13 protein-coding genes are annotated in these 14,723 nt (G+C 60.4%); 9 read left to right on the top strand and 4 right to left on the bottom strand.

The features are described from left to right. Position 1: 1 nt before the first annotated feature. Positions 2-1,204: a glycolate oxidase subunit GlcE gene (gene glcE / locus NYR50_RS01540; RefSeq protein ID WP_418136556.1), complete on the bottom strand. Its 1,203-nt coding sequence runs from the start codon at positions 1,202-1,204 to the stop codon at positions 2-4. A gap of 235 nt (positions 1,205-1,439) precedes the next feature. Continuing rightward, positions 1,440-2,873 carry an FAD-linked oxidase C-terminal domain-containing protein gene (locus tag NYR50_RS01535; RefSeq protein WP_418136555.1) on the bottom strand — a complete coding sequence of 478 codons (1,434 nt, stop codon included), beginning with the start codon at positions 2,871-2,873 and terminating at the stop codon, positions 1,440-1,442. 111 nt (positions 2,874-2,984) lie between these two features. Between NYR50_RS01535 and NYR50_RS01530 the strand changes: the two genes are divergently transcribed. Continuing rightward, positions 2,985-3,884: a LysR family transcriptional regulator gene (locus tag NYR50_RS01530; protein WP_418136554.1), complete on the top strand. Its 900-nt coding sequence runs from the start codon at positions 2,985-2,987 to the stop codon at positions 3,882-3,884. Positions 3,885-3,894: 10 nt separating this feature from the next. Here NYR50_RS01530 and NYR50_RS01525 read toward each other — a convergent pair whose 3' ends face one another. Then, entirely contained in the window at positions 3,895-5,169 is a 1,275-nt protein-coding gene (locus tag NYR50_RS01525) for a DUF3422 family protein (protein WP_418136553.1), read from the bottom strand. Positions 5,170-5,462: 293 nt separating this feature from the next. Here NYR50_RS01525 and NYR50_RS01520 point away from each other — a divergent pair, with 293 nt between their 5' ends. From NYR50_RS01520 to NYR50_RS01490, 7 genes are all read left to right on the top strand, one after another. Next, positions 5,463-6,236 (top strand): FadR/GntR family transcriptional regulator, encoded by a 774-nt coding sequence (locus NYR50_RS01520; protein WP_418136552.1) that lies wholly within the window; start codon positions 5,463-5,465, stop codon positions 6,234-6,236. 103 nt (positions 6,237-6,339) lie between these two features. Next, complete coding sequence (locus NYR50_RS01515; protein WP_006313130.1) at positions 6,340-7,686, top strand: glycosyltransferase family 4 protein; 1,347 nt, start codon at positions 6,340-6,342, stop codon at positions 7,684-7,686. Next, positions 7,683-8,429, top strand: a complete 747-nt coding sequence (locus tag NYR50_RS01510; protein WP_418136551.1) for an HAD-IIB family hydrolase — start codon at positions 7,683-7,685, stop codon at positions 8,427-8,429. The genes NYR50_RS01515 and NYR50_RS01510 overlap by 4 nt, the downstream gene beginning before the upstream one ends. A gap of 295 nt (positions 8,430-8,724) precedes the next feature. Further along, positions 8,725-9,165 carry an NUDIX hydrolase gene (locus NYR50_RS01505; RefSeq protein ID WP_418136550.1) on the top strand — a complete coding sequence of 147 codons (441 nt, stop codon included), beginning with the start codon at positions 8,725-8,727 and terminating at the stop codon, positions 9,163-9,165. 162 nt (positions 9,166-9,327) lie between these two features. Then, positions 9,328-10,833, top strand: a complete 1,506-nt coding sequence (locus tag NYR50_RS01500; RefSeq protein WP_418136549.1) for an inorganic phosphate transporter — start codon at positions 9,328-9,330, stop codon at positions 10,831-10,833. Between the two features lie 18 nt (positions 10,834-10,851). Beyond that, the gene (locus NYR50_RS01495) at positions 10,852-11,589 is read left to right on the top strand and encodes a 16S rRNA (uracil(1498)-N(3))-methyltransferase (RefSeq protein ID WP_418136548.1); all 738 of its coding nucleotides are present in this window, start codon (positions 10,852-10,854) and stop codon (positions 11,587-11,589) included. A 118-nt stretch (positions 11,590-11,707) separates the two neighbouring features. Beyond that, positions 11,708-13,081: a glutamate--cysteine ligase gene (locus NYR50_RS01490; RefSeq protein WP_418136547.1), complete on the top strand. Its 1,374-nt coding sequence runs from the start codon at positions 11,708-11,710 to the stop codon at positions 13,079-13,081. Positions 13,082-13,244: 163 nt separating this feature from the next. On the opposite strand, the gene NYR50_RS01485 is transcribed toward NYR50_RS01490, so the two are convergent. Then, the gene (locus NYR50_RS01485) at positions 13,245-13,538 is read right to left on the bottom strand and encodes a DUF1127 domain-containing protein (protein ID WP_258114114.1); all 294 of its coding nucleotides are present in this window, start codon (positions 13,536-13,538) and stop codon (positions 13,245-13,247) included. A 202-nt stretch (positions 13,539-13,740) separates the two neighbouring features. On the opposite strand from NYR50_RS01485, the gene NYR50_RS01480 reads away from it, so the two are divergent. Next, positions 13,741-14,691: a LysR substrate-binding domain-containing protein gene (locus NYR50_RS01480; protein ID WP_006313123.1), complete on the top strand. Its 951-nt coding sequence runs from the start codon at positions 13,741-13,743 to the stop codon at positions 14,689-14,691. Positions 14,692-14,723 lie beyond the last annotated feature (32 nt).

Genomic DNA, 14,723 nt, shown 5'->3' with positions numbered 1-14,723 from the left:
CCTATACCGTTACAGCCATCTTGCCGGGGTTGAAGATGCCCGCCGGATCGAGCTTCTCCCTGATACGCGCCGAAAGCAGCGCTTCTGCCGCAGGCCGCGGCTCGAAAGCGGCGACCGAGGCGCGCACGGCGTCGCTCGCCCTCAACAAGGTGGCATGGCCACCGCCCAGCGCCCGGATAGCACCGCGCAGCAAATCCGCCTCGGGGTCCGCTTCCATCTGCATCCAGACGAGGCCGCCCTGCCAGTCGTAAAAGGCGTCGATGCCCGCTTCCATGCGCAGCGCCGCGACCAGCCGGTGGCCGGCGGCGGGTGCGACCGAGACTTTCCAGAGCGGTTTGGCACCCTGCCCGGCATAGGGCGCGACATCACGCACCTGCCGCCACAAAAGCCTGCTTTCCTCGCCCTCCAGCAAAGTCCATGGACCGACCCGATCCATGACCGACAGAAGTTTGGCCGCACGCGCTTCCACCGAGGCGGCGAGCCCTTCCAGCCGCAGAATGGTTGCCGGGCCTTCCGGCAGGGCGCCATCGATGAAGTGGGAACGCACGCTTTCCGGCAGATGCGCCGCGCCAGAGACCTCGACGCTCATCGCCATCGCCGCCGCCATGATGCGCGTCGCCGCCTCGTCATCCAGCCCGGATACGACGACGGTTTTTTCCGCCGGCGGTTTCGGCAATACGCGGAAGGTCACTTCGGTGAGGAAACCGAGCGTGCCGAAGGAGCCGGCCAGAAATTTAGACAGGTCGAGGCCGGTAACATTCTTCATCACCCGGCCGCCGGCCTTGATGATCTCGCCGCTGCCATTGACGAAACGGATACCGAGCAGGCTGTCGCGCGCTGCACCGGCGACATAGCGCCGCGGACCGGAAACATTGGCGGCAAAGACACCGCCGATGGTCGGCTCGCCTTCGGTTGCCATGATCGGACGGTGATCCATCGGCTCGAACGCCATCATCTGCCGGTTTTCCGCAAGCGCCGCCTCGACAGCGGCGAGCGGTGTGCCGGCCCTGACGGTCATGACCATTTCGGCGGGGTTGTAGGCGACGATACCGGCCATTGCGCGGGAGGAGAGCGTTTCACCTGCGGCCACCGCATTGCCGAAACCGGAGCGGGTGTTGCCGCCGATGATTTTCAGCGGGGTTTTTCGGGTCGCGTGGTCGCGGATGATGTCGGCGACCTGGGTTTCTGCGTAGGGGGTCAGCATGGGGTGCGCTCCGAGCAAGAGATAGCGAGGTTTGCGCAAGCGATACCCCCCTCTGCCCTGCCGGGCATCTCCCCCACAGGTGGGGAGATCGGCAAGGCGCATCTGCGTCGCTCTATCTCGACCGATAAGAAAGGCGAGACCTTGCCGCAAGTCGATCTCCCCACCTGTGGGGGAGATGCCCGGCAGGGCAGAGGGGGGTAAGCCACATCCTCCAAGGCAAGAAAGCTTGAGTATCTCAATTCCTCCCCTCCAGCGGAAACACCTTGGAAGGGTTCATCAGCCAGCCCTCGTCGAAAGCCGCCCGCACCGCCATCTGCTGGGCAAGATCGGCCTCGCCATATTGGTGACGCATCAAATCCCGTTTTTCGATGCCGACACCGTGTTCACCGGTGAGACAGCCCCCGGCATCGACGCAGAGTTTCAATATTTCATTGCCCGCCTCTTCCGCACGGGCCGCATCGTCAGGGTCATTGGCGTTGAACAGGATGAGCGGGTGCATGTTGCCATCGCCGGCATGGAAGACATTGGCAACGCGCAGGCCGAGACGGTCGGTAATTTCGCTGGTCTTTTTCAGCACATAAGAAAGCTGGGAGAGCGGCACCGTGCCATCCATGCAGATGTAATCCGCGATACGGCCGGTTGCGCCGAAGGCGGATTTGCGACCCTTCCAGATGGCCGCAGCCTCCATAGCCGACTGACATTCTTTCACCGTCTTCACACCGTGTTTTCTGGCAATGGTGACGATATCGGCCAGCATGGCGTCCATTTCCGCCTCGGAGCCTTCGACCTCGACGATCAGAAGCGCGCCGACGTCAAGCGGATAGCCTGCCTTGGCGAAGGCCTCGCAAATCTCGATGGCCGGTTTGTCCATGAATTCGATGGCCACCGGAATGATGCCCGCGCCGATGATATCGGCCACGCAGGAGCCCGCTTCTTCAGAGGTCTCGAAACCGAACAGCACGGGCCGCGCCCCTTCCGGCCTGGCGATCAACCGCACCGTCGCTTCCGTGACGATGCCGAGCTGGCCTTCCGAACCGCAGACGAGTGCGAGAAGATCGTAACCGGCGGCATCTAGGTGATTGCCGCCCAGTTCCAGCACCGTGCCATCCACCAGCACCATTTTCACGCCGAGCAGATTATTGGTGGTGACACCATATTTAAGGCAATGCGCGCCACCGGAATTCATGCCGATATTACCGCCAATGGTGCAGGCAAGCTGAGAGCTGGGATCGGGCGCATAAAAGAAACCCTCAGGCCCGGCCGCATCGGAAATGGAGAGATTGGTAACGCCCGCCTGCACCCGCGCCGTGCGATTATAAAAGTCGAGATCGAGGATCGCGCTCATCTTCGAAAGGCCGATCACCACAGCATCCTCTTGCGGAATAGCGCCGCCGGACAGCGAGGTGCCGGCGCCGCGCGGCACGACCGGAATGCCGTAACGGTGGCAATATCTCATCACCGCCGCCACTTCTTCCGTCGTTTTCGGCAGCGCCACGGCCAGCGGCAGGCGGCGATAGGACACGAAGGCATCGGTTTCGAAAGGCACAAGCTCGCGCGGCTCGTGCACAAGACAGTCCTCCGGCAGAATATCCCCGAGATCAGCGATGATACGGTCGCGGCTCGCGACGACCTTGGCGCGCGGCTCCAGAAACTTGATCGGCTGAGTCACCGCCCTTCCTCCATGCACGTTCCTCCAACTGGTATTCTTTCTTTACCACTTTGAAACGGCGCAATCAAATGGTATGGATTTTTTCCATTCTGGAAACAATCGGGGGCAACTATGACAAATCTGGGTGATCTGGAAGTCTTCGCAAGCGTTGCCGCTTCCGGCAGCATGTCGCTGGCCGCCAAAGAGCTTGGCTATTCGCCCGCCGTGATTTCCAAACGCATCAAGCGGCTGGAAGAAAAGCTCGGTGCCAGGCTTTTCCAGCGCACGACGCGGCAAATCTCTTTGACGGAAGCCGGGCAGGGATTTTACGAGCGGGTGCTAGCCGTGCTGGCGGGACTTGAAGAAGCCGAGGATTTTGTGTCCGGCCGGGCCAACACCGTCAACGGCACGCTGAAAGTTTCCGCCCCCACCTCCTTCGGGCGTATGCATATCGCGCCACATCTGAAGGGTTTCATGGAGCGGCATCCTGACCTCTCGGTCAATCTGGTGCTCAGCGACGAGTTCATCGATATTATCGAAGGCGGTTACGATCTGGCGATCCGCATTGCCGATCTCAATTCCTCAAGCCTCGTCGCCCGCAGGCTGGCGCCGGTGCGGCGTGTGCTCTGTGCCTCGGCTGATTATGTTGCCGCGCACGGCATGCCCGCGACAATCGAGGATCTGAGAAAACATCGCTGTCTGCCGGCGCACAATAATGACATCTGGCGGCTGGAGGGACCGGGCGGCGCGCTCAGCATTCGCCCTGAAGGCATGCTGGTCACCAATTCGAGCGAGGTGATCCGCGAGGCGGTGATATCAGGGCTTGGTATCGCGCTGCGTTCAACATGGGATATAGGCCATGAATTGCGCAGCGGGAAGCTGGTGCAGGTGCTGCCTGGTTATGAGGGGTCGCGCAATGTGACGCTGTCTGCGGTTTATCCGAGCCGGCAGTTTCTACCGTCCAAGGTACGGTTGTTCATCGATTATCTCGCCGGGCTTTATGGGCCTTCGCCCTACTGGGAGCAGGGCTGACGCCTTGATTTTAATGCCCGCCCTCTGCATGGGAGCGACGGATGCGGCGCACGACCCACCAGACGCCAAGTACCGCGAAGGGAACGGTAATGCCGGTGACGACGGCCGGATCGACCGGCAGCACGTCATGGCTGATCGCCTTGGTGAGATAACCGATGAGCCCGACGACATAATAGGAGATCGCCGCGACCGACAGGCCTTCCACTGTCTGTTGCAGGCGAAGCTGCATGGCGGCGCGCTTGTTCATGGTGTTGAGCAGCACCGTATTCTGCCGCTCCAGTTCCACGTCGATCCAGCTTCTGACGAGCGCAGTGGCGCGATAGAGCTTGCGCGACAGGTTGGCCTGCCGTTCCTCCACCGACTGGCAGGTGCGCATGGCCGGCGCCATGCGCCGTTCCAGAAAGCTGCCCATGGTCTCATGGCCCTGAACGGGCGTTTCCGCGAGCGCCCGGATGCGTTCGCGCACGATGCCGTCATAGGCGCGGCTGGCGCCGAAACGATAAAGGCTGAGCGCGGCATTGGCCTCCAGCTCGGCGGCGAGCCGGGTCATTTCGGCGAGCAGCGTATCGGCCTCGTCACGGGCGTCGCTTTTCATGCGCTGGGTGATGCCGGTGAGGCCATCTTCGATGCGGCGAATTTCCGGCGACAGGGTCTGTGCCATCGGCAGGCCGAGCATGGCGAGCGTGCGATAGGTCTCGATATCAAGCAGCCGCTGCACCAGAGCGCCGCGGCTGTAATCACTCAAGCCCCGGTCGATCACCAATATCTGCGTCAGCCCGTCACGATCCTGACGGAAGTCGGTGAGGATCGCCGCCTGCCCATCGCGCACATCGCTATGACAGAGGCTGGTGGGTTCAAACATCGCCTGCGCCTGCGAGGTGACACCGTTTTCCGGGCGGATTTCCAGTCGTACCCCCGAGATCAGCGAGCCCGGCGGCGAAAAGCTGTCGCCGAAAGGGTCGCCGTCAATCTCGCCGCCGAACTTTTCCGGCGCGGGGCCGTCCCAGAACCAGGTGGAGAATTCCGTGTGCCGCTCCCAGCGCAGCGTCCCCTGCCCCCAGGGCATGGCATGGTGGCGAGCATCACGTTCCGGCGGCGCGACACCGCGGCTGCGCGACATCTCCGCAATGACCGAGTGGTGCACGGCCGAGCCGCCATCCATCATGAAGGCAAGCTGGACGATGATGCGCGACGGGGCAAGCAGCACGGTCGGCCGCGCATGAACCTCGCCCAGAGCCAGCGATCTCTCCGGCGCGCTCGCGAATGCAAATCTACCCTTGGCCATTGCGATACCGTCCCCGCTGTTGTCGCCGGATTTCTAAAACATCGATTGCAATGAAAACACCGCAATCGAAGCCGCTGTCATTGTTTTGATCCACCTGGCGGAAAAATCCACCATCATCACCCTGTCCGAGTGCTGCTTTAACAAAAGCCAATTCGAAAAGGCAGATGCCGCGTTGCCGCAGGCATTGATACAGCTGAACAGGGAACTGGATAGAATAATTGACCAGTACGATGCTTCGCTGATAATTTACCGGTCATCACATACGGGGCGGCATTTCGCCGGAGAGTTCTGCGATGGACGAAACGCTTTTTGCGCGCATCGAACACAGCCGCACATCGCAGGAGGTGATCTTACGTTTCGAGGAACTGATCCTCGAGGGCATATTGCGCGATGGCGACCGGCTGCCCGGCGAGCGGGAACTGGCGGAGAAGCTGGATGTATCACGCCCGATCCTTCGGGAAGCGCTGAAGGAATTGGAAAACCGCGGTCTTCTCACCAGCCGGCATGGCGGCGGCACCTATGTGGCCGATATTGTCGGCCCGGTGTTTTCCGACCCGTTAAGTGCACTGATCACCCGCCACAGCCGGGCGACGCGGGATTTTCTCGAATACCGCCGCTACATTGAAGGCATGACCGCCGAACTTGCCGCTCAGCGGGCAACGGAACCGGACAGGCGCAACCTTGCCGCTATCGTCGAGAGAATGCGCGAAGCGCATGAGGCGGGCCGTTTCGAAGAGGAGCTCTCGGGCGATGTGGAATTCCACAATGCCATTGGCGAGGCAGCGCATAATATCGTGCTGATGCATACGCTACGATCCTGCTACCGGCTCCTGAGTGACGACATCTTCTATAATCGTCACCTCATCTTCACCATCGCCGGCGCCCATGACGAGGTGTTACGGCAGCACATCGCCATTCACGACGCCATAGCCGCCAGCGATCCGGCAGCGGCAAGGGCGGCGGCGGAAGCCCATATCGACTTCATCATGGAGACGACATCGAGAGCGCATCAGGCGCGCGAATGGGACCGGATTTCCCGCCTGCGACAGCAGCAGCGCAGCAGCTGAAAACGCCCTCCTGCGAAATCTGCCATCCATTTTATTCCGCTTTTGATGGAACCTTTTGTGCTCTTCGGTCTTTTTATCGGGTTAATTGGAAAAATTTACCAAGATGGGACCCATGACAACCACGAGCGAAACTGAACGCTATCCGCGGATAGCTCTCATATCGACGCATGGCTATGTCGCCGCACACCCGCCCCTGGGCGCTGCCGATACCGGGGGGCAGGTGGTTTATGTGCTTGAGCTTGCACGCAAACTCGGCCAACTCGGTTATACCGTCGATCTTTACACCCGCCGCTTCGAAGACCAGCCGGAATTCGACGAGGTTGACGAGCGCGTCCGTGTGGTGCGCATTCCCTGCGGCGGGCGCGATTTCATTCCCAAGGAATATCTGCACCGGCACCTGATGGAATGGTGCGAAAACGCACTGCGTTTCATCAAGAAAAACGACCTCAATTACTCCTTCATCAACAGCCACTACTGGGATGCCGGCGTGGCCGGGCAGCGGCTCTCCGAAGCGCTGAAAATCCCGCATCTGCACACGCCCCATTCGCTCGGCATCTGGAAGAAGCGCCAGATGGAGACCGATTATCCGGAAAAGACCGATACGTTCGAGCTTGAGTTCAACTTCAAGGAGCGTATCCAGCACGAGCTTATCATCTATCGCAGCTGCGACATGGTGATCGCCACCACGCCGGTGCAGCTCGACGTGCTGATCGAAGATTATGGCCTGAAGCGCAAACATATCCACATGATCCCGCCGGGTTATGACGACAACCGCTTCTTCCCGGTTTCGGATGCGACGCGCCAAATGATCCGGCAGCGTTTCGGCTTTGAAGGCAAAGTGGTGCTGGCACTCGGTCGGCTCGCCACCAACAAGGGTTACGACCTGCTGATCGATGGCTTTTCCGTGCTTGCCGAACGCGAGCCGGAAGCCCGCCTGCATCTGGCCGTCGGTGGCGAGAATATGGACGAGCAGGAAACCACGATCCTCAACCAGTTGAAGGAGCGGGTGAAATCGCTCGGGCTGGAAGACAAGGTGGCTTTCTCCGGTTATGTCGCGGACGAGGATTTGCCGGATATCTATCGGGCTGCCGATCTTTTCGTGCTTTCCAGCCGCTACGAGCCCTTCGGCATGACCGCCATCGAGGCAATGGCCAGTGGCACACCGACCGTCGTCACCATCCATGGCGGGCTGTTCCGCGCCATCAGCTATGGCCGACATGCGCTGTTTGCCGATCCTTTCGACAAGGAAGATCTCGGTATTACCATGATGAAGCCGTTCAAGCATGAACGGCTCTACGGGCGACTGTCGCGCATGGGAGCGCACAAGGCACGCAGCCTGTTCACATGGACCGGTATTGCCCAGCAACTTCTCGCGCTCGTGGAAGGCAGGACCATGATGCCGGTTCTGGAAGAAGCCGACTGGGCCGAACCATGGAATGACGGCGATTGAAACAGCTTCGTCTTCTTTCCACCGATCTCGACGGAACCGTCGTTGGCGATAATGACGCCACGCGGCGGTTCCGCGATTTCTGGCACGCCCTGCCGGATGATCTTCGTCCGGTTCTGGTCTTTAACAGCGGCCGGTTGATCGACGATCAGCTTGCTCTTCTGGAGGAGGTACCGCTGCCGCAGCCGGATTATATCATCGGCGGTGTCGGCACCATGCTGCATGCCAAAAAACGCAGCGAACTGGAAACCGCCTATACACACTCGCTCGGCACCGGTTTTGACCCGCGGAAGATTGCCGACGTCATGACCGGCATTGCCGGCGTGACGATGCAGGAGGAGCGTTACCAGCACGGCCTAAAATCGAGCTGGTTCCTGCATGACGCCGATGCCGCCGCGCTCGGCGAGATTGAGGCCGCGCTTCTGGCCGCCGATATTGACGCTCGTATCGTTTATTCCAGCGATCGCGACCTCGACATATTACCGAAGGCCGCCGACAAGGGCGCGGCACTTGCATGGTTATGTGGACAATTGCGCATCGGCCTCGACGAATCAGTGGTCTCGGGTGATACTGGCAATGACCGTGCGATGTTTGAGTTGAAGACTATCCGCGGCGTGATCGTAGGCAATGCCCTGCCTGAGCTTGTCTCGCTGGCGCATCAGGACAATCGCTTTTTTCACTCGACCGCGAAAGAAGCGGATGGCGTGATCGAAGGCCTGCGGCACTGGGGACTGAACCCCCGCTAAGGCAGTACCGGCCATAATTCATAGCGGGTTTGCATTCCGAATGGCTTGAAGGCAGGCAGAGAGCGCGTTACCGCATCGGCTGTCCGGCCGGGGAACCACCCGGTCGCAACTTTGTCCGCAAATCGACCACATCCTTTGCCCAAATGCTTCATCAGCATGAAGACAGTAGTGGGTTATGGGTAAAGGGGGATTGGCGTAACTTGCAGCGTCTCTATATTAGCAATTATCACTACCCAGCGAAGAGGGTTTATTCGGATTGAAGATTTTGAATCGATTGGCGACAGATGTTGGCTTGATGTTGCGCAGACCGCCGCGACAGCAATATGCGGCGCTGTGCTATCGATTGTCCAAAAGCAATCCGGAGCCGGAAGTGCTGCTGCTGACCAGCCGCGACACCGGACGATGGGTCATTCCCAAGGGCTGGCCGATGGCCAACAAAAAGGCCCATGCGGTGGCCGAACAGGAAGCCTATGAAGAAGCCGGTGTCAAAGGCACGGTGGAAAAGGCGCCTTTCGGTTATTATGAATATGAGAAGAAGCTGAACAGCGGCATCAACGTGCCATGCAAGGTTCAGGTGCATCTGCTCGAAGTTTCGGAAATGCGCGACAGCTTTCCGGAAAAGGACTCGCGACGGCTGGAATGGGTCACTCCCAGGGAAGCCGGAAAACGCGTCAACGAGCCGGAACTGAAAGCGCTTATGCTCGCTTTCGACAAGCGGATGGCGCATTCGCAATAGCGCCATTGCCCGAAGAGTGGCAATGTGGAGTTTGGTTCTCCGACATCTGCTCTTCCCGTCTTTTCTTTTGGAAAGATGTGCGCGATGTAAAAGTCTTTCTGTAAATTGCCTTCAACCTGCGACGCTGCCGGACGAAAGGGAATGCTGGCAAACGAGGTGTGAATGGCAACGAAGCCGCCATCGAACATGAAGCCGACGCTCGACAAGGATCTCGACAAGATTACCCGTGTCGAAGAAGCGACGCTGCACGTCACGCAGCAGCTTGCCGGCCTTGGCGCGGGGTTCATGTTCGTTGTGCTCGCCGCCGTCTTCGCCGGTGCTTTCGTCACCGGCACCGCGGGTTCGGTGATCATCATCGCGGCCGTTGCCCTTGGCGCCTATATGGCCATCAATATCGGCGCAAATGACGTGACGAACAATGTCGGCCCTGCGGTCGGCGCCAAGGCGATGCCGCTAGCGGTCGCGCTCATCGTCGCCGCCATCTGCGAGATCGCCGGCGCGCTGATCACCGGCGGCAATGTCGTCGAGACGATTTCGAGCGGCATCATCAACGTTGAGACCATTCCCGACAGGACGGCATTTTCCTGGGCGATGCTCTCGGCGCTTCTCGCCGCCGGCCTTCTCGTCAACATATCGACCTGGACCAGAGCGCCGATTTCCACCACCCATACGGTGGTTGGCGGGGTTGCCGGCGCGGGCATGGCTGCCTATGGGGCAAAAGCGGTCGACTGGCTGTCGCTGGGCAGCATCGCATTTGCCTGGGTGCTCGCGCCCTTCATCAGTGCCGCCATCGCCATTGCCATCCTTGCTTTCATCAAGGAATTCATCGTTTACCGCGACGACAAGATCGACGCCGCGCGACGATGGGTTCCGGTTCTCATCGGCCTGATGGCCGGCGTTTTCATGGCCTATCTCATCTGGGTCGGATTGCGCCAACTGATGCATATCTCGCTTGGCCATGCCAGTATCATAGGGCTGGTGACCGGCCTTGTCGTCTGGCGGCTCTGCGTGCCGATCATCCGCAAACAGTCGGAAGGACTGGAAAACCGCAACCAGTCGCTTCGGATACTGTTCCAGTGGCCGCTCGTTCTCGCCGCCGGCCTGATGTCCTTTGCCCATGGGGCAAATGACGTGTCGAACGCCATCGGTCCTGTCGTCGCCATCGTGCGGGCCCTGCACGATGAAGCGGTGCAGACATCCGCGCGCGCGCCGCTCTGGGTAATGCTGGTCGGCGCTTTCGGGCTGTCCTGCGGTATTCTTCTCTATGGCCCACGCCTCATCCGCCTCGTCGGTGAACAGATCACCAAGCTCAACCCGATGCGCGCCTTCTGCGTTTCCGTGGCCACGGCGCTGACCGTTCTCATCGCTTCACGCTTCGGTCTGCCTGTTAGCACCACCCATACGGCAATCGGCGCGGTGTTCGGCGTCGGCTTCTTCCGTGAGTGGTACACACAGGCGTCAAGGCGGCGGCAGGAACTCGTCCAGTCAGGCACGGGCGAACCCCGCCGCACCCCTAGATATCTGGACAATCCCTCCGAGGTGCGCCGCCGTTATCTTGTCCGGCGCTCGCATTTCATGACGATCATTGCCGCCTGGGTGGTCACCGTTCCCGCAAGCGCAACACTTGCGGCGCTGCTCTACTGGCTCCTGTCCTTCCTTTTCCTCTGACGCTGAAACCGAAATCCCATGCGCGCAAATTTCCGGATGCAACGCCTGTTCATCGAAGCCTCCCTTTCCGAGGGCGTGGCGCAGGAGGCGACGGGCGAACAGTTCAACTATCTGGCCAATGTGCTGCGCATGACCGACGGCGCGGAAATCCTGCTGTTCAACGGCCGCGACGGCGAATGGAAAGCGAAGCTTTCCTTTCCGAGCCGCAAGAAGATCATCCTCGTTCCGCTTCAACAGACGCGGCCGCAACCGGATGCGGCGAACCTGCATTATCTCTTCGCGCCGCTGAAAGTCGGGCGCATGGATTATCTGGTGCAGAAGGCGGTGGAGATGGGTGCCGGCCTGCTGCAACCGGTGATGACGCAGCATGTTCAGGGCAAGATCCACAACACCGAAAAACTGCGTGCCAATGCCATCGAGGCCGCCGAACAATGCGGCATTCTGTCTCTGCCGGAAGTGGCGGAACCGGTGAAGCTGAAAGAGATGCTGGAGACCTGGCCGGAAGACCGTCGCATCATCTATTGCGACGAAGGCGATGAAGGCCAAAATCCGCTGCCGATCCTGCAGGCCGTCAAGGAACGCAAAATCGCGCTGCTGGTCGGCCCGGAAGGCGGTTTTTCCGAGGAGGAACGGGCGTTGCTGCGCAGCCTTGCCTTCGTCACCCCCATCCCGCTCGGGCCGCGCATATTGCGGGCCGACACGGCCGCCGTCGCCGCACTCGCCGTCATTCAGGCTGTTATTGGCGACTGGAACTGAGGGGCACCATTGCGCTTCATGCATCTTTAAAAGAAATTCATTTGCCACCGGATACGATCCGGCCCTATCTGCCAATCATATGCCTCGCCGCAACATTGACGTCATAACAAGGTAAGCCATGGCACGCGACACGACCGACCAGACACCCCTCTCCTCCGTCACGGAGCTTACCGACTATCTGGCGGCCGGCTGCAGGGCTGAAGCGGATTTCCGCATCGGCACCGAACATGAGAAATTCGCCTTTTTCCGCAAGGATAACAGCCCTGTTCCCTATTTCGGCGAGGCCAGCATTTCGGCCCTTTTGAAGGGCATGCAGGAAAAGCTCGGCTGGGAGCCGATCATGGACGGTGAAAACATCATCGGCCTTGGCGAACAGCACGGCATGGGCGCCATCTCCATCGAGCCGGGCGGCCAGTTCGAACTGTCGGGCGCGCCGCTCGAAAACCTGCACCAGACCTGCAAGGAATCCAACCAGCATCTGGCGACGCTGCGGGAAGTGGCCGAGCCGATGGGCATCCGTTTCCTCGGCATCGGCGGCAGCCCGCTATGGAGTTCCGACGAGACGCCGCGCATGCCGAAATCGCGCTACGCGATCATGACGCGCTACATGCCGAAAGTCGGGACCAAGGGTCTCGACATGATGTACCGCACCTGCACCATCCAGGTTAACCTCGACTTCTCGTCCGAAGCGGACATGCGCCAGAAGATGCGCGTTTCCATGAAGCTGCAATCGCTGGCGACGGCGCTCTTCGCCTCTTCGCCCTTTACCGAGGGCAAGCCGAACGGTCTTTTGTCATGGCGCGGCGATATCTGGCGCGATACCGACAATCGCCGCTCCGGCGTGCTGCCCTTCACCTTCAACGACGATTTCGGTTTCAAGGACTATGTCGAATGGGCGCTCGACGTGCCGATGTATTTCATCGTGCGTGACGGCAAATATCACGATTGCACCCATGTCACCTTCCGCCAGTTCATGAACGGGGCGCTGAAGGGCGAAATCGCCGCATGGGAACCGACCATGGGCGACTGGACAAACCACCTCTCCACGCTGTTCCCCGATGTGCGCCTGAAGCGTTTCCTCGAAATGCGCGGCGCCGATGGCGGCCCGTGGCGGCGCATCTGCGCCCTGCCCGCCTTCTGGGTCGGCCTTCTCTATAATCAGGAGGCCCTCGACGCTGCCGATGCGCTGACCGCCAATTGGAGCTTCGATGAGGTGATCGCACTGCGCAACGCCGTGCCGGCCAAGGGGCTTTCGGCCGAGATTGCTGGCAAGCCACTTCTCGGCATCGCCCGCGAGGTGCTCGACATTTCCCGCACCGGCCTGAAAAACCGCAAGCGGCTGAATGGCGAAGGCCAGGACGAGACCGTGTTCCTGTCGTCGCTGGACGAGGTTCTGGCCAAGAAGACCACGCTCGCCGAAGACCTGCTTGCACTTTATAACGGCCGCTGGGGCGGCTCGGTGCTGCCAGTGTTCGAGGAATATCAATATTGAGGCATTGCCGGTAAGTCGGGTGAGGCCGGGCCATAAAAAAGCCCGGCGCGGCCGAGGGGCCTGACACCGGGCAAAGGCAGGGTTATTGGCAAATCACCCTGCGGGGAAAACCTTGCGGCTGGAAGCCACGTCCGGCAGCTGGAGGTCTGCCGGAGGCGGAATTTCAAAGTGTCTTGAAACGCGTGACCGCGCGTTTGCGCGCAGCGCGGGTGAGATGGGCCGTGGGATCTTCCAACAGGCCAGTATTGAGAGCATCGCTGACATCCGACCGCACCAGACCGATATCGGCAAGAAGGCGGTCATCAAGTTCCGTGAGACCATTGGCCACGATGCGATTGTAGATGCGCTGCACGAAGGTTTTAACGCCGGAAATACCCAGCACAGCGGCGCGACGCCAGGCGTCCCCCGGCCGTGCGGTTGCGAGTTCCAGTTCCATTCTCCGTTCTGCCGTGCGCATGATACTTATCCTCTCGTAACGGCACGATGCGGCACCGCCCCCGACGCACCACGCGCGAGAAGCTGCCTTGGGTTGGGGGCCCGACGTCTCGTCGGCCCAGGTTGATACTGATTTGCTTGGTGTCAAAATGTCGCAAGACTATTGATCAGTCCAACGAATGTTTCTAATGTGAGACATCAATCATTCTGATGGATGACACTCCATGTCCGCACCTCTCGACATCGACCAGCTGCATACCTTCATCGCCATCATCGATACGGGCAGCTTTACCAAGGCCGCCGACCGCGTTTTCAAGACGCAATCCGCCGTCTCCATGCAGATGCGGCGGCTGGAAGAGCGCATCGGCAAACAGCTTTTCGCCAAGGACGGGCGTGGCAACCGCCTGACGGCGGAGGGTGAAAAGCTGATGAATTATGCCCGCCGCATCATCCGCCTCAACAATGAGGCGATCGCCGCCTTTGACGACAACCGGCTGGAAGGCACGCTGCGCATCGGCACCCCTGATGACTACGCCGACCGTTATATGCCTGAAATCATCGGGCGTTTCGCCAAGACCCATCCGAATGTCGAGCTTTATATCGTCTGCGAACCTTCGGTCAGCCTTGCCGAAAAAATGGCGCGCGGCGAACTGGATATCGCGCTCGTCACACATAATCCCCGTGCACGCTCCTCCGATGTGGTGCGAACCGAACCGCTCTGCTGGGTCGCCTCCGCCAACCATCCGCTGAAGGACGACGCGCCGGTGCCGCTCGCCGTCGGGCGGCGCGACTGCCACTGGCGCCAGCTTGCCTGTTCGGCGCTCGATGCCGACGGGCGGGATTATCAGGTCCTGTTCACGAGCTGGTCTTCCACCGTGGTCGCCGCCGCGGTGCTGGCGGGCATGGCCGTCTCGGTCCTGCCGGAATCGGCACTGCGCACCGGCATGAAGGTTTTGACCGCTGCCGATGGTTTCCCGCCGCTGCCACCGGTGCAGATCGGCCTGATGAAGCGCCCCGGCCTCTCGCCTTCGCTGGTGAACGCCATTACCGACCACATCACCGCCTGCCTCGATAATATCTCGCCGATGAGCGTTGTCGACGAGATGGACAGTGATGTGAAGACCTACCCCAAGATGCCGCGCCTGCGCGCCGGGCATATGCTGCCGGGATGGTGAATATGCCTAAGGCCGGATAACCCGGCCTTTCC

The organism is Agrobacterium sp. El2ro-1b (assembly GCF_048298475.1).
In the GTDB taxonomy this organism is placed as follows: domain Bacteria; phylum Pseudomonadota; class Alphaproteobacteria; order Rhizobiales; family Rhizobiaceae; genus Agrobacterium; species Agrobacterium fabrum.
This window is presented reverse-complemented; position numbering and strand designations above follow the sequence as displayed.